Origin of the sequence: Azotobacter chroococcum (assembly GCF_004339665.1) — a bacterium.
GTDB classification, from domain to species: Bacteria; Pseudomonadota; Gammaproteobacteria; order Pseudomonadales; family Pseudomonadaceae; genus Azotobacter; species Azotobacter chroococcum.
In genome coordinates this window covers 12,177-33,891 of record NZ_SMMU01000017.1, presented here as the reverse complement: position 1 = coordinate 33,891, position 21,715 = coordinate 12,177, and the positions used below count along the sequence as shown (strand labels likewise).

General features: G+C 65.8%; 18 protein-coding genes. 8 read left to right on the top strand and 10 right to left on the bottom strand.

The features are described from left to right. Positions 1-25 precede the first annotated feature (25 nt). From carA to grpE, 5 genes are all read right to left on the bottom strand, one after another. On the bottom strand, positions 26-1,162 hold the full coding sequence (gene carA / locus EV691_RS14615; protein WP_131297611.1) for a glutamine-hydrolyzing carbamoyl-phosphate synthase small subunit: 1,137 nt from the start codon (positions 1,160-1,162) through the stop codon (positions 26-28). 183 nt (positions 1,163-1,345) lie between these two features. Next, entirely contained in the window at positions 1,346-2,149 is an 804-nt protein-coding gene (gene dapB, locus EV691_RS14610; protein ID WP_131297612.1) for a 4-hydroxy-tetrahydrodipicolinate reductase, read from the bottom strand. 51 nt (positions 2,150-2,200) lie between these two features. After that, positions 2,201-3,328, bottom strand: coding sequence for a molecular chaperone DnaJ (gene dnaJ, locus EV691_RS14605; RefSeq protein ID WP_131297613.1), 1,128 nt, complete (start codon positions 3,326-3,328; stop codon positions 2,201-2,203). A 116-nt stretch (positions 3,329-3,444) separates the two neighbouring features. Next, on the bottom strand, positions 3,445-5,367 hold the full coding sequence (gene dnaK, locus EV691_RS14600; RefSeq protein WP_089167219.1) for a molecular chaperone DnaK: 1,923 nt from the start codon (positions 5,365-5,367) through the stop codon (positions 3,445-3,447). A gap of 142 nt (positions 5,368-5,509) precedes the next feature. Next, complete coding sequence (gene grpE, locus EV691_RS14595; RefSeq protein ID WP_089167218.1) at positions 5,510-6,073, bottom strand: nucleotide exchange factor GrpE; 564 nt, start codon at positions 6,071-6,073, stop codon at positions 5,510-5,512. Positions 6,074-6,256: 183 nt separating this feature from the next. Between grpE and recN the strand changes: the two genes are divergently transcribed. Next, positions 6,257-7,930: a DNA repair protein RecN gene (recN, locus tag EV691_RS14590; protein WP_131297614.1), complete on the top strand. Its 1,674-nt coding sequence runs from the start codon at positions 6,257-6,259 to the stop codon at positions 7,928-7,930. An 82-nt stretch (positions 7,931-8,012) separates the two neighbouring features. Here recN and fur read toward each other — a convergent pair whose 3' ends face one another. Then, the gene (gene fur, locus EV691_RS14585) at positions 8,013-8,417 is read right to left on the bottom strand and encodes a ferric iron uptake transcriptional regulator (protein ID WP_039802036.1); all 405 of its coding nucleotides are present in this window, start codon (positions 8,415-8,417) and stop codon (positions 8,013-8,015) included. 92 nt (positions 8,418-8,509) lie between these two features. On the opposite strand from fur, the gene EV691_RS14580 reads away from it, so the two are divergent. Further along, positions 8,510-9,010, top strand: a complete 501-nt coding sequence (locus EV691_RS14580) for an outer membrane protein assembly factor BamE (protein ID WP_131297615.1) — start codon at positions 8,510-8,512, stop codon at positions 9,008-9,010. A 53-nt stretch (positions 9,011-9,063) separates the two neighbouring features. Here EV691_RS14580 and EV691_RS14575 read toward each other — a convergent pair whose 3' ends face one another. Both EV691_RS14575 and EV691_RS14570 read right to left on the bottom strand, forming a co-directional pair. Continuing rightward, positions 9,064-9,387 (bottom strand): RnfH family protein, encoded by a 324-nt coding sequence (locus tag EV691_RS14575; RefSeq protein ID WP_131297616.1) that lies wholly within the window; start codon positions 9,385-9,387, stop codon positions 9,064-9,066. Further along, on the bottom strand, positions 9,380-9,814 hold the full coding sequence (locus EV691_RS14570) for a type II toxin-antitoxin system RatA family toxin (RefSeq protein ID WP_131297617.1): 435 nt from the start codon (positions 9,812-9,814) through the stop codon (positions 9,380-9,382). The genes EV691_RS14575 and EV691_RS14570 overlap by 8 nt, the downstream gene beginning before the upstream one ends. Before the next feature lie 232 nt (positions 9,815-10,046). On the opposite strand from EV691_RS14570, the gene smpB reads away from it, so the two are divergent. Continuing rightward, positions 10,047-10,529 carry an SsrA-binding protein SmpB gene (gene smpB, locus EV691_RS14565; protein WP_039802028.1) on the top strand — a complete coding sequence of 161 codons (483 nt, stop codon included), beginning with the start codon at positions 10,047-10,049 and terminating at the stop codon, positions 10,527-10,529. A 40-nt stretch (positions 10,530-10,569) separates the two neighbouring features. Here the strand turns inward: smpB and EV691_RS14560 are convergent, their stop codons facing one another. Then, a complete protein-coding gene (locus tag EV691_RS14560; protein ID WP_131297618.1) occupies positions 10,570-11,346 on the bottom strand; it encodes an FCD domain-containing protein in 777 nt (258 codons plus the stop codon). 267 nt (positions 11,347-11,613) lie between these two features. Here EV691_RS14560 and EV691_RS14555 point away from each other — a divergent pair, with 267 nt between their 5' ends. The 5 genes from EV691_RS14555 (at position 11,614) to EV691_RS14535 (ending at position 19,218) form a co-directional block, all read left to right on the top strand. Continuing rightward, positions 11,614-13,302: a lactate permease LctP family transporter gene (locus EV691_RS14555; RefSeq protein ID WP_131297619.1), complete on the top strand. Its 1,689-nt coding sequence runs from the start codon at positions 11,614-11,616 to the stop codon at positions 13,300-13,302. Positions 13,303-13,464: 162 nt separating this feature from the next. Next, a complete protein-coding gene (locus tag EV691_RS14550; RefSeq protein WP_131297620.1) occupies positions 13,465-14,289 on the top strand; it encodes a (Fe-S)-binding protein in 825 nt (274 codons plus the stop codon). Then, complete coding sequence (locus EV691_RS14545; protein ID WP_131297621.1) at positions 14,286-15,734, top strand: LutB/LldF family L-lactate oxidation iron-sulfur protein; 1,449 nt, start codon at positions 14,286-14,288, stop codon at positions 15,732-15,734. The genes EV691_RS14550 and EV691_RS14545 overlap by 4 nt, the downstream gene beginning before the upstream one ends. After that, positions 15,734-16,405 carry a LutC/YkgG family protein gene (locus EV691_RS14540; RefSeq protein ID WP_131297639.1) on the top strand — a complete coding sequence of 224 codons (672 nt, stop codon included), beginning with the start codon at positions 15,734-15,736 and terminating at the stop codon, positions 16,403-16,405. Before EV691_RS14545 ends, EV691_RS14540 begins: the two co-directional genes overlap by 1 nt. Continuing rightward, positions 16,402-19,218, top strand: a complete 2,817-nt coding sequence (locus EV691_RS14535) for an FAD-binding and (Fe-S)-binding domain-containing protein (protein ID WP_131297622.1) — start codon at positions 16,402-16,404, stop codon at positions 19,216-19,218. Before EV691_RS14540 ends, EV691_RS14535 begins: the two co-directional genes overlap by 4 nt. Before the next feature lie 40 nt (positions 19,219-19,258). Here EV691_RS14535 and EV691_RS14530 read toward each other — a convergent pair whose 3' ends face one another. After that, positions 19,259-21,697 (bottom strand): ATP-binding protein, encoded by a 2,439-nt coding sequence (locus EV691_RS14530; protein WP_242672491.1) that lies wholly within the window; start codon positions 21,695-21,697, stop codon positions 19,259-19,261. Between the last annotated feature and the right edge of the window lie 18 nt (positions 21,698-21,715).

Below are 21,715 nucleotides of genomic sequence, written 5' to 3'. Positions count from 1 at the left end.
CGAATCCGTTGATCTGTCGGCAGGCTCAGCGACGCTTGGCCATTTCGGCGATGAAGCGGTCGAACAGCGGGGCCACGTCATGCGGGCCCGGGCTGGCTTCCGGGTGGCCCTGGAAGCTGAAGGCCGACTTGTCGGTGCGCTCGATGCCCTGCAGGGTGCCGTCGAACAGTGACTTGTGGATCGGCCGCAGATTGGTCGGCAGCGTGCTCTCGTCCACGGCGAAACCGTGATTCTGGCTGGTGATCATCACCGCACCCGTATCGAGGTCCTGCACCGGGTGGTTGGCGCCATGGTGGCCATGGCCCATCTTCACGGTTTTCGCCCCGGAGGCCAGGGCCAGCAACTGGTGGCCGAGGCAGATGCCGAACACCGGAATCTCGGTTTCGAGAATGTCCTTGATCGCCTGGATCGCATAGTCGCACGGCTCGGGGTCGCCCGGGCCGTTGGACAGGAACACGCCGTCCGGACTCAGCGCCAGCACCGCGCTGGCCGGGGTCTGCGCCGGCACCACGGTCAGGCGGCAGCCACGTGCCACCAGCATGCGCAGGATGTTCAACTTGATGCCGAAGTCGTAGGCCACCACATGGTAGGGCAGTTTGCCGACCGAAACTTCCGGATGGCTGTCGGTCGCCAGCTCCCAAACACTGGAGCGCCACTCGTAGGACTCGGCGCAGCTGACCACCTTGGCCAGATCCATGCCCTTGAGGCCGGGGAAGCTGCGCGCCAGTTCCAGGGCCTTTTCCTCGGTGGCGTCGTCGCCTGCCAGGATGCAACCGTTCTGCGAGCCCTTCTCGCGCAGGATGCGGGTCAGGCGGCGGGTATCGATGTCGGCGATGGCCACACAGCCGTTTTCCCTGAGGTAGTCCGGCAGCGACTGCTTGTTGCGCCAGTTGCTGGCCAGCAGCGGCAGGTCACGGATGATCAGGCCGGCGGCCCACACGCGACTGGACTCGGCGTCCTCTGGCGTGGTACCGGTGTTGCCGATGTGCGGGTAGGTCAGGGTGACGATCTGCTGCGCATATGAAGGATCGGTGAGGATTTCCTGATAGCCGGTCATGGCAGTGTTGAACACCACCTCGCCGATGGTCTGTCCATCGGCACCGATGGATTCGCCACGAAAGATGCTGCCATCAGCAAGGGCGAGAATGGCTGGCTTAGTCAAGAAGACCTCCCGTAAATCAAGCCTGATAGGGCATACGCAGGTTGTAAAAAAGCGGAATGATGTGTAGACACATCATCCCGCTCTTTTTCAGATTATCTGCGTGCTTTTAGGTAGACACATTGGATTCCTAGGGTACAGGAAAAGGCCCTCCCGGTCTAGCAACCGACCATTTCACTCGGTCTTTCAACGCAGCGCAAGCACGTCCTGCATGTCGTACAGTGCCGGAGCACGTCCCTCCAGCCAGAGCGCGGCACGCACCGCCCCCTTGGCGAAGGTCATGCGACTGGAAGCCTTGTGGGTGATCTCGACCCGCTCGCCTTCGGCGGCGAACAGCACGGTGTGATCCCCTACCACATCGCCGGCGCGCACGGTGGCGAAGCCGATGGTTTCCCGCGCCCGCGCCCCGGTCTGGCCTTCGCGGCCGTATACCGCCACCTTCTGCAGGTCGCGCCCCAGAGCACTGGCCACTACCTCGCCCATGCGCAGGGCGGTACCGGACGGCGCGTCGACCTTGTGCCGGTGATGCGCCTCGATGATCTCGATGTCGACCTCGTCGCCAAGCACCCGCGCTGCGGTATCCAACAGCTTCAAACACAGGTTGACGCCGACGCTGAAGTTGGCGGCAAAAACGATCGGAATCTCCCGGGCCGCCTCGCTCAGCAGTTGCCGCTCGTCGACCGAAAAGCCGGTGGTGCCGATCACCATGGCCTTGCCGGCCTGGCGGCAGATTTCCAGATTCTTCAGGGTCACGGTCGGATGGGTGAAATCGATCAGCACATCGAATGCGTCCAGCACCGCCTCCAGATCGCCCGACAAGGGCACTCCGGTCCGCCCCAGACCGACCAGCTCGCCGACATCAGCCCCCACCAGGGTGCTGTCCGGCCGCCCGACGGCTGCCGTCAGACAGGCTCCCGGCGCCTGTTGCGCCGCCTCGACCAGAGCCTTGCCCATGCGCCCGGCGGCGCCCATCACTGCAATACGTCGCATAACTCTGCTCCGGAAGGCGGGCGGGCCATGCCACGCCGCCGTCCTGTTCGGTTAAAGATCGTCGAAGAAGCGCTTCATGCCCTCGAACCAGCCGCTGGCCTTGGGCGAGTGACTGCTGTTGCCCTGCAGGCTGCTGCGAAACTCTTCGAGCAGTTCGCGCTGGCGCTTGCTCAGGTTGACCGGTGTTTCCACCACCACCCGGCACATCAGGTCGCCCGCCGCACCGCCACGCACCGGGGCCACGCCCTTGCCGCGCAGGCGGAACAGCTTGCCGGTCTGGGTGCCCTCCGGAATCTTCAGCTTGACCCGGCCATCCAGGGTCGGCACCTCCAGCTCGCCGCCGAGCGCCGCATCGGCGAAGCTGATCGGCACCTCGCAGTACAGATGCTTGCCGTCGCGCTGGAAGATCGGGTGCTCGCGGACACTGACTACCACATAGAGATCGCCGGGCGGCCCGCCCAGGGTACCCACCTCGCCCTCGCCGGCCAGGCGGATGCGGTCGCCGCTGTCGACCCCGGCCGGCACCTTCACCGACAGGGTCTTGTGCTCCTCGACGCGCCCCTGGCCGTGACAGTCCGGGCAGGGGTCAGCAATCATCTTGCCGCTGCCGTGACAACGCGGGCAGGTCTGCTGCACCGAGAAGAAGCCCTGCTGCATGCGCACCTGACCAATGCCGCCGCAGGTCGTGCAGGTGACCGGCGCGGTGCCCCTCTTCGCACCGCTGCCATCGCAGGTCTTGCAGTGCACCAGGGTCGGCACGCGAATGGTCACCGTCGTGCCGCGAACCGCCTCCTCCAGGTTGAGCTCCAGGGTGTAGCGCAGATCGCTGCCGCGCTGCGGCCCGCCACGGGCACCGCCGCGTCCACCGCCGAAGAAATCGCTGAATACATCGCCGAAGATGTCGGAAAAATTGGCCCCGCCGGCGCCGAAACCCGCACCGCCGCCCATGCTCTGATCGACCCCGGCATGCCCGTACTGGTCGTAGGCCGTCCGCTTGCCGGCATCGGAGAGCACCTCGTAGGCCTCGTTGGCCTCCTTGAATTTCTCCTCGGCCGACTTGTCGTCGGGATTGCGGTCGGGGTGGTACTTCATGGCCAGACGGCGGTAGGCCTTCTTCAGCTCCGCCTCGTCGGCGCCCCGCTCGACCCCCAGCACCTCGTAATAGTCACGCTTTGCCATAAATCTCATGAACTCCGGATTCGTCTGCCCCAGACACGCCGACGCGGGAGCAAGCTCCCGCGCGGCGGTTCAGGCCCATCGCAGGCGATGGGCCGGGACGGAAGCAAGCGTGATGCTTACTTGTTGCCCTTGCTGTCCTTGACCTCTTCGAACTCGGCGTCCACCACGTCGTCCCCGGCCTTGGCCTTCTCGCCGCCCTGGGCAGCCTCGCCGGACTCCGCCTGCTCGGCATACATCTTCTGCGCCAGCGGCGCAGTAGCCTGGGACAGGGCGTTCATCTGGGACTCGATCTGGGCCTTGTCGTCACCCTTGAGCGCGGCCTCCAGATCGGCGACCGCCTTCTCGATGGCGACCTTCTCGTCCGCACCGACCTTGTCACCCGCCTCGGAAATCATCTTGCGGGTGGCATGCACCAACTGGTCACCCTGGTTGCGCACGGAAACCAGCTCCTCGAACTTGCGGTCTTCCTCGGCGTTGGCCTCGGCGTCGCGCACCATCTGCTGGATCTCCTCCTCGGACAGGCCGGAGTTGGCCTTGATCACGATGGACTGGTGCTTGCCGGTGGCCTTGTCCTTGGCGGACACGTGCAGGATGCCGTTGGCGTCGATGTCGAAGGTGACCTCGATCTGCGGCACACCGCGCGGCGCCGGCGGAATGTCGGCCAGGTCGAAGCGACCCAGCGACTTGTTCTGCGCCGCCTGCTTGCGCTCGCCCTGCAGCACGTGGATGGTCACGGCATTCTGGTTATCGTCGGCGGTGGAGAACACCTGAGACTTCTTGGTCGGGATGGTGGTGTTCTTCTCGATCAGCGCGGTCATCACGCCGCCCAGGGTCTCGATACCCAGGGTCAGCGGGGACACGTCGAGCAGCAGCACATCCTTGACGTCGCCGGCCAGCACGGCGCCCTGGATGGCAGCGCCCATCGCCACGGCCTCGTCCGGGTTGACGTCCTTGCGCGCCTCCCTGCCGAAGAACTCGGCGACCTTCTGCTGCACCAGCGGCATACGGGTCTGGCCACCGACCAGGATCACCTCGTCGATCTTGCCTACGTCGATACCGGCGTCCTTCAGGGCGATGCGGCACGGCTCGATGGTGCGCTGCACCAGCTCCTCGACCAGGGCTTCCAGCTTGGCGCGGGAAATCTTCACGTTGAGGTGCTTCGGACCGGTCTGATCGGCCGTGATGTACGGCAGGTTGACGTCGGTCTGCTGACTGGAGGACAGCTCGATCTTAGCCTTCTCGGCAGCCTCCTTCAGGCGCTGCATGGCCAGCGGATCACCCTTGAGGTCGATACCGCTTTCCTTCTTGAACTCGTCGACCAGGTAGTCGATCAGGCGGATATCGAAGTCCTCGCCACCCAGGAAGGTGTCGCCGTTGGTGGCCAGCACCTCGAACTGGTGCTCGCCGTCGACCTCGGCGATCTCGATCACCGACACGTCGAAGGTACCGCCGCCCAGGTCATAGACGATGACGGTGTGGTCACCCTTGGCCTTGTCCATGCCGTAGGCCAGCGCCGCGGCGGTCGGCTCGTTGATGATCCGCTTGACGTCCAGACCGGCGATGCGGCCGGCATCCTTGGTAGCCTGGCGCTGGCTGTCGTTGAAGTAGGCCGGCACGGTGATCACCGCCTCGGTGACCGGCTCGCCCAGGTAGTCCTCGGCGGTCTTCTTCATCTTCTTCAGCACTTCGGCGCTGATCTGTGGCGGAGCCATCTTCTGGCCCTTCACCTCGACCCAGGCGTCACCGTTGTCGGCCTTGACGATCTTGTAGGGCACCAGCTTGATGTCCTTCTGCACCACGTCTTCTTCGAAGCGGCGACCGATCAGGCGCTTGACCGCATAGAGGGTGTTCTGCGGGTTGGTCACCGCCTGGCGCTTGGCGCTCTGGCCGACCAGAGTTTCGCCGTCGTTGCTGTAGGCGATGATCGACGGAGTGGTGCGTGCACCTTCCGCGTTCTCGATGACCTTGGCCACGCCGTTTTCCAGCACGGACACGCAGGAGTTGGTGGTGCCCAGGTCGATACCGATGATTTTGCCCATATTCATTCTCCGAAACTTTGATTCAGCAGGCCGTTGAAAGCCCCTGCGCTAACCCTTCCACTGGCCTGCCGCCGACCTCGAAAGGCCAGGCGCGAAAGCCTATAAATGCATGCCCTTACAGATGGGGGCGGGCCGCCCCATTTCAAGCCTGCCCGTCGCTCGAGGGCGTCGGCGCCTTGCTGACCACTACCATCGCCGGACGCAGCAGGCGGCCGCTGAGCAGATAGCCCTTCTGGAACACCTTGAGCACGCTGCCCGGCTCGGCACTGGTGCTTTCCTCCATGGCCATCGCCTGGTGGTGTTCGGGATTGAAGGGCTCGCCATGGGGATCGAGCTGCTCGAGCTGGTAGCGCTTGAGCACGTCATGGAACATCTTCAGGGTCAGCTCCATGCCTTCGCGCATCGGCCGGATCGACTCGTCGGCCGGATCGGACAGCTCGATTCCCCGCTCGAGGCTGTCGACCACTCCCAGCAGGTCCTGGGCAAAGCGCTCGAGGGCGAACTTGTGCGCCTTCTCCACATCCTGCTCGGCGCGCCGACGCACGTTCTGCAGCTCCGCCGCGGCACGCAGGGACTGATCCTGGGCGGCAGCCAACTGCTCCTCCAGCGCCTGCACGCGAGCAACCAGGTCCTCGCCGGCAGGGGCACCTTCGGCGGCCGGGGTCGCCTCGGGCGTCTGGTTATCGAGGTTCTGTTCGTCAGCCATGCATCTCTCCTTTCAAAAAGCGGCCACGGGCGCGGCTCGTGTTTCTGCCGCCCTATATGGGGATGCAATCCAGCGCTTCAAGAGGAACTTCGCAGCCCATCGGCATTTCGCACGCCGGCAGGTTGTCGGCACAAAACCGGCTACTGTATATACGCACAGAAAACGCATTCCGGGAGCCTCGCCATGCTGGCGCACCTGTCGATCCACAACTACGCCATCGTCGAACACCTGGACCTCGAGCTGGATGCGGGCATGACCGTCATCACCGGCGAAACCGGCGCCGGCAAGTCGATCATGCTCGACGCCCTCGGCCTGGCGCTGGGCGACCGGGCCGACAGCGGCGCCGTGCGACCGGGCGCGGACAAGGCGGACATCCTCGCCAGTTTCGACCTGACGGCGATCCCCGAGGCACAGGCCTGGCTCGCCGCGCGCGACCTGGAACGCGAGGGCCCGTGCATCCTGCGCCGGGTGATCACCGCCGAAGGCCGTTCGCGCGCCTACATCAACGGCGCGCCCTGCCCCCAAGCCGATCTCCGGGCGCTCGGCGAACTGCTGATCGACGTCCACAGCCAGCACGAACATCAGTCCCTGCTGAAGAACGACACCCAGCGACGCCTGCTCGACGAATATGCCGGTGCCAGCGACCTGGCCCGCCAGGTGCGACTCGCCGCACAGCGCTGGCGGCAGACCCGCCAGGAGCTGGAAAGGCGCTGCAGCGCCGGCGACGAACAGCGCGCCCGCCAGCAGTTGCTCAGCTACCAGCTGGAAGAGCTGGAGAATCTCGCCCTCGGCGACCATGAACTGGAGGAACTGGAGGAGGAACACAAGGCCCTGGCCAACGCCGAACACCTGCTCGGCAACTGCCGCCAGGTCATCGACCTGTGCAGCGAGAACGATGCCGGCAACGTACTTTCCGCCCTGACCGCCAGCCTGCAGCGCCTGACCAGCCTGCAGGCGCAGCCCGGCCCGCTCGGCGAGGCGATCGGCCTGCTGGCCAGCGCACAGATCCAGATCGAGGAAGCCGTCGGCGAACTGAACCGCTTTCTCGACCACTTCGATGTCGACCCGCAGCGCCAGCAGAGTATCGAGGAACGTCTCGATGCCATCTACAGCCTGGCGCGCAAGCACCGGGTCCAGCCGCACGAGCTGATCCCCCTGCAACAGCGGCTGCTGGACGAGCTGACCGGACTGAGCGCGGACGACGAAACGCTCGAGCGCCTCGACCGGGAGCTGGCGGCCTACGCACGGCATTACCAGGAAAAGGCCGAAGAGCTCGGCGGCCTGCGGCGCCAGGCCGCCAAGCGCCTGAGCATGGCCGTGGAGCAGCAGATGCAGCGCCTCGGCATGCCCGGCGGGCGCTTCGCCATCGAACTGCATCCCTCCGCCTCGAGCGAGCCTCATCCCCAGGGACTCGAACAGCTCGAGTTTCTGGTCAGCGCCAACCCCGGCCAGCCGCTGAAGCCCCTGGCCAAGGTGGCCTCGGGCGGCGAGCTGTCGCGCATCAGTCTGGCGATCCAGGTGATCACCGCACAGACCTCGCGCACCCCGACCCTGGTCTTCGACGAGGTCGATGTCGGCATCGGCGGCCCGACCGCCGAAGTGGTTGGCCAGCTCCTGCGCCAGCTCGGCCGGCACGGCCAGGTGCTGACCGTTACCCACCTGCCCCAGGTCGCCGCCCAGGGGCATCGCCACCTCTTCGTGCACAAGGCGCGCGGAGTCGACGAAACCCGCACGGCAGTCACCCGCCTGGAGGGCGATCCGCGCATCGAGGAGCTCGCCCGCATGCTTGGCGGGCTCGAGCTGACCGAGGAGTCCCTGGCCCACGCCCGCCGAATGATCGGCAGCGTCCAGGTCTGAGCGACACTGTCGGCCAAAACCAAGAAGGCGACCTTTCGGTCGCCTTCTTGGTTTTGCGCGATGGCTTGCCCCGAGCCGAGCCTCAGGACTTCTTGCGCACGTAGAGCACCAGATTGTGATCGACCAGCTCGAAGCCGTGCCGCTTGACGATCTCGCGCTGCAGCTTCTCGATATCCGGATCGTAGAACTCGATCACCTCGCCGGAGTCCACGCAGACCATGTGGTCATGATGACCACTGTCGGCCAGCTCGAACACCGCATGTCCGCCATCGAAGTTGTGTCGCACCACCAGCCCAGCCGCCTCGAACTGGGTCAGCACCCGATAGACCGTCGCCAGCCCCACGTCCTCCCCGGCCTCCATCAGCGACTTGTAGACATCCTCCGCGCTCATGTGGCGGTGTCCGGCAGAGTCGAGCATCTGCAGGATCTTGACGCGCGGCAGGGTAACCTTCAGACCGGCTTTACGCAGTTCGTTATTTTCAACCATGGTCGGCTTTCGTGCTGCTGCTTCGCAGCCTCCTTCAATGCAGGTATTATCAGGGATTAGTTGCCCCAGCAGATAGCGGAACTCTCCCAGCAATGCAAAACACCAAGCTCATGCTGACCAGTCTACCCCTCGTGGGCCTGCTCGCTCTTGCCGGCTGCACGATTCCCGGGGTGTACAAAATCGACATTCAGCAGGGCAATGTCGTGACGCAGGACATGATAGACCAGTTGCGCCCCGGAATGACCCGCCGGCAAGTCCGGTTTGTCATGGGCAGTCCGCTGATCACCGACACTTTCCACCCTGATCGCTGGGATTATCTGTACAGCATCAAGCCCGGTGGCGGCCAGCGGCTGCAGGAGCGGGTCAGCCTGGTGTTCGACAGCAACGATCTGCTGGTCGGCCTGGCCGGCGACTTCCTCCCCGGCACCACGCGCGAAGAAGAGATCATGGGCCGCAGCGGCGGCACCATCATCAAAAGAGCGCCAACCGAGGAAGGCGAAGAACCGGCCAAACCCGGCTCCCTGCTCGATGAAATCCAGCGCGAAGTGGACGAGGCGGAAAGCATGCCCGTACCGACGGTCGAGCCTCTGTAGCCCGGCCTGCTGTAAACCTGCCGCCCGCCGCACAGAGGAGAGGCCGCCAGCCCCTACTCGGGCGACTCTTCGCCCGTCTTAGCCCTGGCAGCCTTGGCGGCCCGCTGCCGACGAACCTCCTTCGGATCGGCGATCAGCGGACGATAGATCTCCACCCGCTCGCCCTCCTCCAACACGCGCTCCTCCGGCCTGGCCACCACCTTGCCGAAAATCCCCAGGGGACTGTTCGCCAGATCCAGACCAGGGAAGTCCCGATCGAGCCCGGAACGCAACGCCGCCTCGCGCACCGTGGTGCCGCGCGGCACACTCAGGCCGACCAGCTTCTGCCGGTCCGCCAGGGCATAGACCACCTCCACGGCAATGCTCTGCCTATCCATACAGCTGCTTGGCCCGTTCGCAGAAGGCATCCACCAGGGTATTGGCCGCCTGATTGAACAGCGGCCCGAGAGTCGCCTTGATCAGCGGCCCGGAGTAGTCGAAGGTCAAGTCGAGGCTGATCTTGCAGGCCTTCTCGCCAAGCGCCTTGAACTCCCAGAGACCGTGCAGGTGGGCGAAGGGTCCCTCCTCCAGGTTCATCTCGATGCTCTGCCCCGGTTGCAGGCTGTTGCGGGTGAGAAAGCGCTGACTCAAGCCCCCCTTGGCCACTTCCAGCCTGGCACGCATATGCGTCTCGCTGGCCTCCAGCACCTCGGCGGCGCTGCACCAGGGAAGAAAATCCGGGTAGTGCGCCACGTCGTTGACCAGATCATAAAGAGCACGCGCCGGAAAGGGCAGCAGTGCCGAGCGGTGTATGCGAGTCGCCATTCAATGAACTCTCGGTTACTTCGTCAATTCGCCGGCAAACACGGCAGCACGCCTGGCGCCCACAACCCCCTGCGAAGGGATGCCGGGGGCTCAGGCAAGGACACGGTCGACGAAACCAGTGCACTCTGGCCACAGCTGCATGCAAAAGCGATCGGGCATTGTCCGAAATTAGCAGCCCCCCCTCAAGCTCGGTGTCGCCAGCCCGTCCGCAACTGCCTATAATGCGCGCCCTATGGCTAAGCAAAAGAAACACCCTCAGGGCAACATTGCGCAAAACAAGAAGGCGCTGCACGACTACTTCATCGAACAGAAGTTCGAGGCCGGTCTGGCCTTGGCTGGCTGGGAGGTGAAGAGCCTGCGTGCCGGCAAGGCACAACTGGTCGACAGCTACGTGCTGCTGAAGGATGGCGAGGCCTGGCTGCTCGGCAGCCACATCACGCCCCTGACGACAGCCAGCACCCATGTGATTGCTGACCCGACCCGCACCCGCAAGCTGCTGCTGCACAAGCGCGAGCTCGGCAAATTGTTCGGTGCCGTCCAGCAGAAAGGCTATGCCTGTGTTGCCCTGTCGCTGTACTGGAAGAAGCACCTGATCAAGTGCGAGATCGCCCTGGCCAAGGGCAAGAAGGAATACGACAAGCGCGACACCGAGAAGGTCCGCGACTCCGACCGGGAAATCCAGCGCGCCATACGCAGCAAGGGCAAGGAAGACTGAGCCTGCGGCGGTGCCATCCATGACGCCGCCCCCCCCCCAGTCAGCCCTCGGCCAACCCCTGACGCCGCCGCGCCCGCGCCTCGCGCTGCGCCTCCTGCTGCACCTCGGCCAGCACCTCCTGCACGTAGTGGATGTGCCGACTGGCAATCGCCCGCGCTTCCTCGGCCCGCCCCTCGATGATCGCCTCGTACAGTTCGCGGTGCTGCTGCATCAGCATGTCGCGGGTTTCGCCGCGCTGCGCATACATGCCGCCGATATTGGTCACCACGTTGCGCCGGAGCAGGTCGAACAGCCCCTTGATGGTGTGCAGCAGCACGGCGTTGTGGCTGGCCTCGGCGATCGCCAGGTGGAAATGCGCATCGGCCAGCCCCTCCTCGGGGCCGCCACCGGGCAGCGAAGCCTCGTAACACCGCTGCAGCCGCTCGAAGGCTGCGCGCAGACGCTCGTGATCCAGCGGCGTGGCGCGCTGCGCCGCATAGAAGGCACAGGCGCCCTCCAGGGTGTGCCGGAACTCCAGCAGGTCGCGCTGAGCCTCGGCACTGCCTTCCAGCAATTGCAGCAGCGGATCGCTGAAGGTCGAGCCCAGCGACTCGACCACATAGGTGCCGCCGCCCTGGCGGCTGACCAGCAGGCCGCGTGCCGCCAGTTTCTGGATGGCCTCGCGCAGCGAGGGGCGCGATACGCCGAACTGCTCGGCCAGCGCGCGCTCCGCCGGCAGGCGCTCGCCAGCCTTGAGCGAGCCCTCGAGGATCATTGCCTCGAGCCGCTCGACGATGTCATCCGACAGGCGACGCTGCCGAACCGGACCGAATCCCATTGCTCTCTCCACTGGCTTGACCAGCCCACAGCCCAACTGCCGCGACCCGCCCAGCTCTTCCGTCAAGCCTAACCAGCTAGCCTGGTGCCAGCAATACCAAGAATTGGCGCAGGCTCACGACGAAAGTCACCGTAAGACAAATTGACACAGCACCTGCTCAAAAACTAATCTTGTCCGGCGACAGTGTAAATTGGTATTACCAATTTAGTCAAGCCGCAACAACCCGAATCGTCGATCCCATCCAAAAACAATCAAGGGGGAAACCCTATGCAAGCCTGGCAACAGCTCTACACGCCACTTGGCAGCCTCGGCCTATCGGCACTGGCCGCCCTTATCCCGATCATCTTCTTCTTCCTCGCCCTGGCCGTGTTCCGCCTCAAGGGGCACGTGGCAGGCAGCATCACCCTGGCACTGTCCATCCTGGTCGCCATCTTCGCCTACGGCATGCCGACCGACATGGCCCTGGCCGCCGCCGGCTATGGCTTCGCCTATGGTCTGTGGCCGATCGCTTGGATCATCGTCGCCGCCGTCTTTCTCTACAAGCTGACAGTGAAAAGCGGTCAGTTTGAGATCATCCGCAGTTCGGTGCTCTCGATCACCGGCGACCAGCGCCTGCAGGTACTGCTGATCGGCTTCTCCTTCGGCGCCTTCCTTGAGGGCGCGGCAGGCTTCGGCGCGCCGGTGGCGATCACCGCCGCCCTGCTGGTCGGCCTCGGCCTCAATCCGCTGTATGCCGCCGGCCTGTGCCTGATCGCCAACACCGCACCGGTAGCCTTTGGCGCCCTCGGCATCCCGATCATCGTCGCCGGCCAGGTCACCGGCATCGATGCCTTTGACATCGGTGCCATGGCCGGGCGCCAATTGCCCTTCCTGTCGATCATCGTGCCGTTCTGGCTGGTCGCGATGATGGACGGCTGGCGCGGCATCAAGGAAACCTGGCCGGCCGCACTGATGGCAGGCGCCAGTTTCGCCATCACTCAGTACTTCACCTCCAACTACATCGGCCCGGAATTGCCCGATATCACTTCGGCACTGGTCAGCCTGGTGTGCCTGACCCTGTTCCTCAAGGTCTGGCAACCCAAGCCTGCCGAAGAAACCGAAGTGGTCGGCATTTCCGCCGCAGGTACGGCAGTGATGGGAGGTTTCGGCGGCAGCCGTCCCACCGAGCCATCCCCCTACACCCCGAGCCAGATCTTCAAGGCCTGGTCGCCGTTCCTGATCCTCACCGCCCTGGTGACCCTCTGGACCTTGAAACCCTTCAAGGCCCTGTTCGTACCGGGCGGAGCGCTGGACAGCCTGGTCCTGCTGCTGCCCATTCCGCACCTAGATCAGCTGGTGATCAAGATGACTCCGATCGTCACCGCACCGGCGCCCATGGCGGCGGTGTTCAAGTTCGATCCGATCTCGGCCACCGGCACGGCGATCTTCTTCTCCGCCCTGATTTCCATGGCAATACTGAAAATCGCTCCGAAAATTGGTCTGACCAGCTTCAAGGAGACTCTGCTGGAGCTGAAATGGCCCATCCTGTCCATCGGCATGGTGCTGGGATTCGCCTTCGTCACCAACTATTCCGGCATGTCAGCAACCATGGCGCTGGTCCTGGCCGGAACCGGTGCACTGTTCCCCTTCTTCTCGCCTTTCCTGGGCTGGCTGGGTGTGTTCCTCACCGGCTCGGATACCTCGGCCAACGCCCTGTTCAGCTCGCTGCAGGCCACCACCGCGCACCAGATCGGCGTCAACGACACCCTGCTGGTGGCGGCCAACACCAGCGGCGGCGTGACCGGCAAGATGATTTCGCCGCAATCGATCGCCGTGGCCTGCGCCGCCACCGGCCTGGTCGGCAAGGAGTCGGACCTGTTCCGTTTCACCCTCAAGCACAGCCTGATCTTTGCCGCCTTCGTCGGCCTGATCACCCTGGCCCAGGCCTACGTGTTCACCGGCATGCTGGTGCACTGAGAGGTGGCCGGCAAAACCCTTCTGGCGACGTGGTACAGACTTGCCAGAATCGTCTCGCAGGGTTTTGTCGGCCGCTTACAGCCTGCTTGTTAATAGCAGGCAGCGCCGGGTCTTCCCCGGCGTCTGCCATTGGATAACCGGGCCCACCCGGAGGCATGCCTGATGAGCGAACCCTTCTACAACGCCGCGCCCAACGCCACCCGCGTGGCGCCGCCCCTGCCCGAACCGCGCCAGTACCCGGCGCAGAAACCGGGCAACGCCTACCTGTTCGGCACCTGCGTGCTCGACCTGTTCTTCCCCGAGGCCGGCCTCGACGCCATCCGCCTGCTCGAGCGCGAAGGCATCAAGGTGCATTTCCCGCAGGAGCAGAGCTGCTGCGGCCAGCCGGCCTACACCTCGGGCTACACCGACGAAGCGCGTGAGGTCGCCCGCGCCCAGCTGGCGCTGTTCGCCGAGGACTGGCCGCTGGTGGTGCCGTCCGGCTCCTGCGCCGGGATGATCCGCCATCACTACGCCGAGCTGTTCAAGGACGAGCCGGCCACCCTGCGCCAGGTGCAGGCCCTGGCCGCGCGCACCTTCGAGCTGGCCGAGTTCCTCCTCCACGTCTGCAAGGTCGAGTTCAAGGACCAGGGTTCCCAGCAGAAGGTCGCCCTGCACACCTCCTGCTCGGCACGCCGCGAGATGAACACCCACCTGCACGGCCGCGCCCTGCTCGCCCAACTGGAGAAGATCGAGCGCGTCGAGCATGACCACGAGAGCGAATGCTGCGGTTTCGGCGGCACCTTCAGCGTGCGCATGCCGGATATCTCCGGCGCCATGGTCGCCGACAAGACCCGTGCCCTGCAGGAATCCGGCGCCGCCGAAGTGGTCAGCGCCGACTGCGGCTGTCTGCTCAACATCAACGGCGCCCTGGAGAAGCAGCACGCGCCGCTGCGCGGCCAGCACCTGGCCAGCTTCCTCTGGAAACGCACCGGAGGCGCCCGATGAACAGCCAGGCCCGCATCCCGGCGGTGGAGCTGTCCAGCCGCGACCTCAAGCACAACGCCCACAACGCCCTCGGCGACGCCCAGTTGCGCAGCAACATGCGCAAGGCCATGGACTCGCTGATGGCCAAGCGCCTGGCCGCGATGCCGGACGAGTACGAACGCGAACACCTGCGCGAGATGGGCAACCATGTGCGCGCCCGCGCTCTGTCCAGGCTGCCCGAGCTGCTCGAACGGCTGGAAGCCAACCTGACCCGCAACGGCGTCAAGGTGCACTGGGCGGAAACGGTGGACGAAGCCAACGCCATCGTCCTGCAGATCGCCGAGGCCCACCGGGCCAAACAGGTGATCAAGGGCAAGTCGATGGTCAGCGAGGAAATGGAGATGAACCATTTCCTCGAAGGCCACGGCATCGAGGCCCTGGAATCGGACATGGGCGAGTACATCATCCAGCTCGACCACGAGAAGCCCACCCACATCATCATGCCGGCGATCCACAAGAACGCCCGCCAGGTCGCCCACCTGTTCCACGACACGCTCGGCGAGCCCTACACCGAGGACGTCGACCAGCTGATCCAGACCGGCCGGCGCGTGCTGCGCCAGAAGTTCTTCGAGGCCGACATCGGCGTCTCGGGAGTCAACTTCGCGGTGGCCGAGACCGGCACCCTGCTCTTGGTGGAGAACGAGGGCAACGGACGCATGTCGACCACGGTGCCGCCGGTGCACATCGCGGTGACCGGCATCGAGAAGGTGGTGGAAAACCTGCGCGACGTGGTGCCGCTGCTCTCGCTGCTGACCCGCTCGGCGCTCGGCCAGGGCATCACCACCTACGTCAACCTGATCTCCGGCCCGCGCCAGGCCGACGAGCTGGACGGCCCGCAGGAAGTCCACCTGGTGCTGCTCGACAATGGCCGCAGCCAGGCCTTCGCCGACGGCGAGCTGCGCCAGACCCTCAACTGCATCCGCTGCGGCGCCTGCATGAACCACTGCCCGGTCTACACCCGGATCGGCGGCCAGGCCTACGGCACCGTGTATCCCGGGCCGATCGGCAAGATCATCTCGCCGCACCTGATGGGCTTGGAGAACACCCCGGACCACCCGTCCGCCTCCTCGCTGTGCGGTGCCTGCGGCGAAGTCTGCCCGGTGAAGATCCCGATCCCCTCGCTGCTGCGCCGCCTGCGCGAGGAGAACATCAAGAAGCCGGACGCCCCCAACCCGGTGATGCGAGGCCAGGGCAGCAAGTACTCGCCGCGCGAACGCCTGCTGTGGAAGGGCTGGCGCCTGCTCAACACCTCGCCGTGGCTGTACCGCACCTTCGGCTTCTTCGCCACCCGCCTGCGTGGCCTGACGCCGGGTAGCCTCGGCCCCTGGACGCAGAACCACAGCGCACCGAAACCGGCCGCCCGCTCGCTGCACGAGCTGGCCCGCGAGCACCTGGAGGACAAATGATGTCGGCCAAAGCCAATATCCTCGCCAAGCTGAGAAAGAGCCTCGAGGGCACCCAGCCCATCGCCGACGACTACGACGTGGCCCTGGTGACCCGGCCCTGGAGCTATCCGGCGGAGGAACGCATCCCGCGCCTGCGCCAGCTGATGGAAGCGGTGCACACCGAAACCCACCTGACCACCACGGCCGACTGGCCGGCACTGCTGGAAAAGCTGCTGGCCGACAAACAGCTGCCCAGTCTGCTGATCGCCCCGGCCACCGCTCACGGCGCACAGCTCGCCGCGCACTTCGCCGGGCGCGAGGGCCTGCCGCGGCTCAAGGCCTACGACCGGCCGGTCGAGGAGTGGAAGGCCGAGCTGTTCGACGACACCCCGGCGAGCCTGACCGGCACCCTCGGCGCGATCGCCGCCACCGGCAGCCTGATCCTCTGGCCGACCCGCGAAGAGCCGCGGCTGATGAGCCTGGTGCCGCCGGTGCACTTCGCCCTGCTCAAGGCCAGCGAGATCCACGACAACTTCCTCGAGGTGCAGCAGAAGCAGCAGTGGGCCGCCGGCATGCCGACCAACGCCCTGCTGGTTTCCGGCCCCTCGAAGACCGCCGACATCGAGCAGGTGCTCGCCTATGGCGCCCACGGACCCAAGGATCTGATCGTGTTGATCCTGGAGGACGCATGACCCTGCCCGCTGCCTTTCTCGCCGCCGTCGAGCGGCTGATCCCCCGCGAACGGCGTTTCGACGATCCGCTCTCCACCCTGGCCTTCGGCACCGACGCCAGCTTCTACCGGCTGATCCCCAAGCTGGTCGTGCGCGTCGAGTCCGAGGCCGAGGTGGTCAAACTGCTGCGTCTGGCCTCTGCCTCCCGCGTGCCGGTGACCTTCCGCGCCGCTGGCACCAGCCTCTCCGGCCAGGCGGTTACCGATTCGGTGCTGATCGTCCTCGGCGAACACTGGAACGGCCGCGACATCCGCAACGGCGGCGCGCAGATCCGCCTGCAGCCCGGCGTCATCGGCGCCCACGCCAACGCCGTGCTGGCCCCGCTGGGGCGCAAGATCGGCCCGGACCCGGCGTCGATCAATGCGGCGAAGATCGGCGGCATCGTCGCCAACAATTCCAGCGGCATGTGCTGCGGCACCGCGCAGAACAGCTACCACACCCTCGCCGCCCTGCGCCTGGTGCTGGCCGATGGCAGCGTGCTGGACACCGAGGACCCGCTCAGCGTGGCTCGCTTCCAGGTCAGCCACGGCGAGCTGCTCGAACAGCTCGCCGAGCTGGGCCGGCAGACCCGCGCCGACGAGGCGCTGGCGGCGCAGATCCGCCACAAGTACCGGCTGAAGAACACCACCGGCCTGTCGCTCAACGCCCTGGTCGACTACGACCAGCCGCTGGATATCCTCACCCACCTGATGGTCGGCTCCGAGGGCACCCTGGGCTTCATCAGCGCGGTGACCTACGACACCGTGCCCGAGCATCCGCACAAGGCCAGCGCGCTGATCGTCTTCCCCGACGTGGAGACCTGCTGCAACGCCGTGCCGGTGCTCAAGCAGCAGCCGGTCTCGGCGGTGGAACTGCTCGACCGGCGCAGCCTGCGCTCGGTGGAGAACATGAAAGGCATGCCGGACTGGGTGAAGAGCCTGTCCGCCACCGCCTGCGCCCTGCTGATCGAGACCCGTGCCTCCGGCCCCTCGCTGCTGGAAGAGCAGATCGAGCGGATCACGGCGTCCATCGCCGATTTCCCGGTGGAGAAACAGGTCGACTTCAGCAGCGACCCGGCCGTCTACAACCAGCTGTGGAAGATCCGCAAGGACACCTTCCCGGCGGTCGGCGCGGTGCGCAGAACCGGCACCACGGTGATCATCGAGGACGTCACCTTCCCGATCGAGCGCCTGGCCGAGGGCGTCAACCGGCTGATCGAGCTGCTGGAAAAACATCATTACGACGAGGCGATCCTGTTCGGCCACGCCCTGGAGGGCAACCTGCACTTCGTCTTCACCCAGGGTTTCGACGAGCCGACCCAGGTCGCCCGCTACGAGGCCTTCATGCAGGAGGTCGCGCAGCTGGTGGCGGTGGAGTTCGGCGGTTCGCTGAAGGCCGAGCACGGCACCGGACGCAACATGGCGCCCTTCGTCGAGCTGGAATGGGGCCATGACGCCTACCAGCTGATGTGGAAGATCAAGCGCCTGCTCGATCCCCAGGGCATCCTCAACCCCGACGTGGTGCTCTCCGAAGATCCCCAGATCCACCTGAAGCACCTCAAGCCGCTGCCGGCCGCCGACGAGATCGTCGACAAGTGCATCGAATGCGGCTTCTGCGAGCCGGTCTGCCCGTCCCGCGGCCTGACCCTGACGCCGCGCCAGCGCATCGTCATGTGGCGCGACATTCAGGCCAGACGGCGCAGCGGCACGGCCAGCGAAGCCCTGGAAAAAGCCTACCGCTACCAGGGCATCGACACCTGTGCGGCCACTGGCCTCTGTGCCCAGCGCTGCCCGGTGGGGATCAACACCGGCGATCTGGTGCGCAAGCTGCGCGGCCTGGAAGCCGGCCATAGCGGCACCGCCGACTGGCTGGCCGAACACTTCGCCGCCAGCGTGCGCGCCTCGCGCCTGGTGCTGGTCGCCGCCGACAGCGCCCGCCGCCTGCTCGGCGCGCCGCGCCTGGCGAAGTTCAGCGCCGCCCTGCACCGAATCAGCGGCGGGCACCTGCCGCAGTGGACGCCGGCCATGCCGCAGCCGGTGCGCCTCCAGCAGACCGCCGCGCCGCAGCCCGACGAGCGTCCGCGGGTGGTCTATCTCGCCGCCTGCGTGTCGCGCGCCATGGGCCCGGCCTGCGACGACAAGGAACAGGCGCCGCTGATCGACAAGACCCGCGCCCTGCTGGAGAAGGCCGGCTACCAGGTGATCTTTCCGGAAGGCCTGGACAAGCTCTGCTGCGGCCAGCCGTTCGCCTCCAAGGGCTATGCCGAACAGGCCGGGCGCAAGTGCCGGGAAACCCTCGACGCCCTGCTCGAGGCCAGCCGCGGCGGGCTCGATCCGATCTACTGCGACACCAGCCCCTGCACCCTGCGGCTGGTCAGGGAGCTGACGGACGCGCGCCTGCAGATCTTCGATCCAGTGAGATTCATCCGCACCTTCCTGCTCGAGCGGCTGGACTTCGAGCCGCAGGACACACCGGTCGCCGTGCATGTTACCTGCAGCACCCAGCACCTCGGCGAAGCCGAGGCGCTGATCGACATCGCCCGGCGCTGCGCCAGGGAGGTGGTGGTCCCGGAAGGCATCCACTGCTGCGGCTTCGCTGGCGACAAGGGCTTCACCAGCCCCGAGCTGAACGCCAACGCCCTGCGCAACCTGAAGGATGCAGTGCAGTACTGCGAGGAAGGCATCTCCACCAGCCGTACCTGCGAGATCGGCCTCAGCCAGCACAGCGGCCTCGACTACCACGGACTGGTCTACCTGGTAGACCGGGTCAGCCGTGCCAAGGTCCGCCCGGCCTGATCCCGCCGGGGGCAGGGATGCCCCGCCGGCCGGCCGTCCTTCAGGAGTCGCCCTTGACCCGCTCGACCTGCCCGGCCGGCGGCTCGTCGCTGGACGACGCCCGCCCCTCCTCGGGTGCCGCCGCTCCCGGCAGATCGATCCAGAAGCAGCAGCCGTGCCCCGGCTCGCTGTAAAAGCCCATGCTGCCGTTCATCATGGCGACCAGTTCATGGCACAGCACCAGGCCGATGCCGGAGCCGGGAATGTTGGAACTCTCCCGGCCGAGGCGCTGGAAAGGCTGGAACAGCTGGCTCTGCTGCTCGGCATCAAGCCCCGGCCCGGTGTCCTTGACCCAGAGACGCACGCAGTCCGAACGCACCTCGTAGCCGAGTGTGACCCGGCCCTGCGGACGGTTGTACTTGATCGCATTGGACAAGAGGTTCAGCAGGATCTGCCGCAGACGGCGGGAGTCGGCCTGCACGTAGAGGGGCATGCACATGGGTATCAGCTGCAGCTGCAGCTGGCGCTCGCGGACCTGCGGCTGCACCAGTTCGGCGCAACTGGCCAGCATGACGCCGACCTCGACCGGCCGGACATGCAATTGCTGGCGGCGCCCTTCCAGGGTGGAAAGGTCGAGGATGTCGTCCACCAGCGCGGTGAGATGCCGACTGGCCTTGACGATTTCCTGGGCATACTCGCCAATCGGGTTCGCCTCGGGCCGGCCCTCCACCTCCAGTTCGATCAGTTGGGCGAAGCCCTGCACCGCGTTCAGCGGCGTACGCAGCTCGTGGCTCATGCTGGACAGGAAGCGGCTCTTCGCGCGGCTCGCATCCTGAGCCTCCAGGGTGGCGCGACGCAGGTCTTCCTGCACCGCCTTCAGCCGCGAAATGTCCACATGGGTACCCGCCGAGTGCAGCACCCTGCCACTGGCATCCCACTCCAGCGCCTGGCCACGGGACAGCAGCCAGACGTACTGGCCGGCACGGTCGACACAGCGGTACTCCACCTCGTAGACGCCGTCGGCCCCGCTGAAGAAGCTGTCGCGCCGCTGCCTGAGACGCTCCATGTCGTCCGGATGAACCAGCCGGTTGAACTCCTCGATGGTCACGCTCTCGGAGTCCAGGGCGAAACGCCTGGCAAAGCGGCTGCTCACCCGGATCTGGCTCTTGTCCGCCATGATTTCCCAGAGACTCTCGGTGGTGTTCTCCATCACCACCTCCAGCAGGCGCTGGGCCCGGGAACGCTCGGCCTCGCTGGCCTGCAGCTGCCGGTCGCTGCTGTACACCGCATCGGCCATCGCATTCAGCTCCTCGATCCGGCTGTCCTGCAGCGGCAACGGCCGATCGCTCCCCGCACGCCACTGGCCCTTGCCCAGATAACGCAGCATGTCGACGATGCCGCTGATCGGCTGCCCCAGTTCGCGGCTCAGACGCTGCGAGCGCCGCCACCAGAGCACCAAGAGCAGCACATGGAGCAGCAGCAGAGCGGCGATCAACAGGTAGCCGATCTTCTGGTAGTGGGCCGCCAGGGCCCAGGTCGGCTGGAAGATCCTGTCCTTGTCCACGACCAGCAGCAGACGCCAGCCGATCAGGGGAATTCGCCGCCAGACCAGCAGATGCTCGTGGCCGTCGAACATCGCCGCCTGCACCTCCCCTTCGGCGCCGGCCGCCTGCAGCAGATGCTCGGCCTCGCGCCGATGTTCCGGAGCATTGACGGCGAAAGCGCTCGGCATCCCGCCCCCCCGCGGCAGACTCATGGCACTCCCCTCCTCGTCGATCAACAGGCCATACCCCTGCCACGGCACCTCCAAGGCGCCGATCCCGGCCAGCATCCTCTCGAGGTCGATCTCCAGACCGACCACCCCCTCCAGGAAATTGCCGCGGTATACGGGGGCGACCGTTGCCATTCGCCAGCGTCCGGAGGCGTCGAGATAGGGCGAGGTCCAGACCGGCTCGTGCTCGGGGTTTTGACTCTCGGCGGCCCGGGAATAGAAGTTGTACCCGGAAGACGGCCTGTCGCCGAGATCCTTCTGCAGCACGTCGAAGAACGGGAAGTACCGGGTGTAGTGGTCCCAACTGCGGAAATAGACCGCAACCACCAGCGGGTCGGCCTCCTTGATCGAGCGCATCAGGGGATCGAGCTGCGACAGCCGCAGTGCCTTGGCCCGATCCTGCCGCTCCGGCGGTGTGCTTTCCGCATAGAAGGAAGCCGCGCGACCATCGTCGCTGCGGCTGTAGAAGCTCCCTTTCGTACCGGGCACATGTCGCGCCCGCTCCACCTCATCCGGCTGGAAGCGCTCGTTCTGCAGCGCATGGACGACGGCGTCGCGGAAGATCCGCGTCTGCTTCTCGACGCTCCACAGGCGCCAGTCGACGACCTCGGCCTCACGCTGCGCATCACTTTCCAAGCTCTGCCGCGCCCGCTCTTCGAGATGCCCAAGCTGGGCATCGCGCGTGGCGGCATTGCTCAGCAGATAGGCGCCGATCAGTACGGATTCCACCAGTATCAACGGAATCAA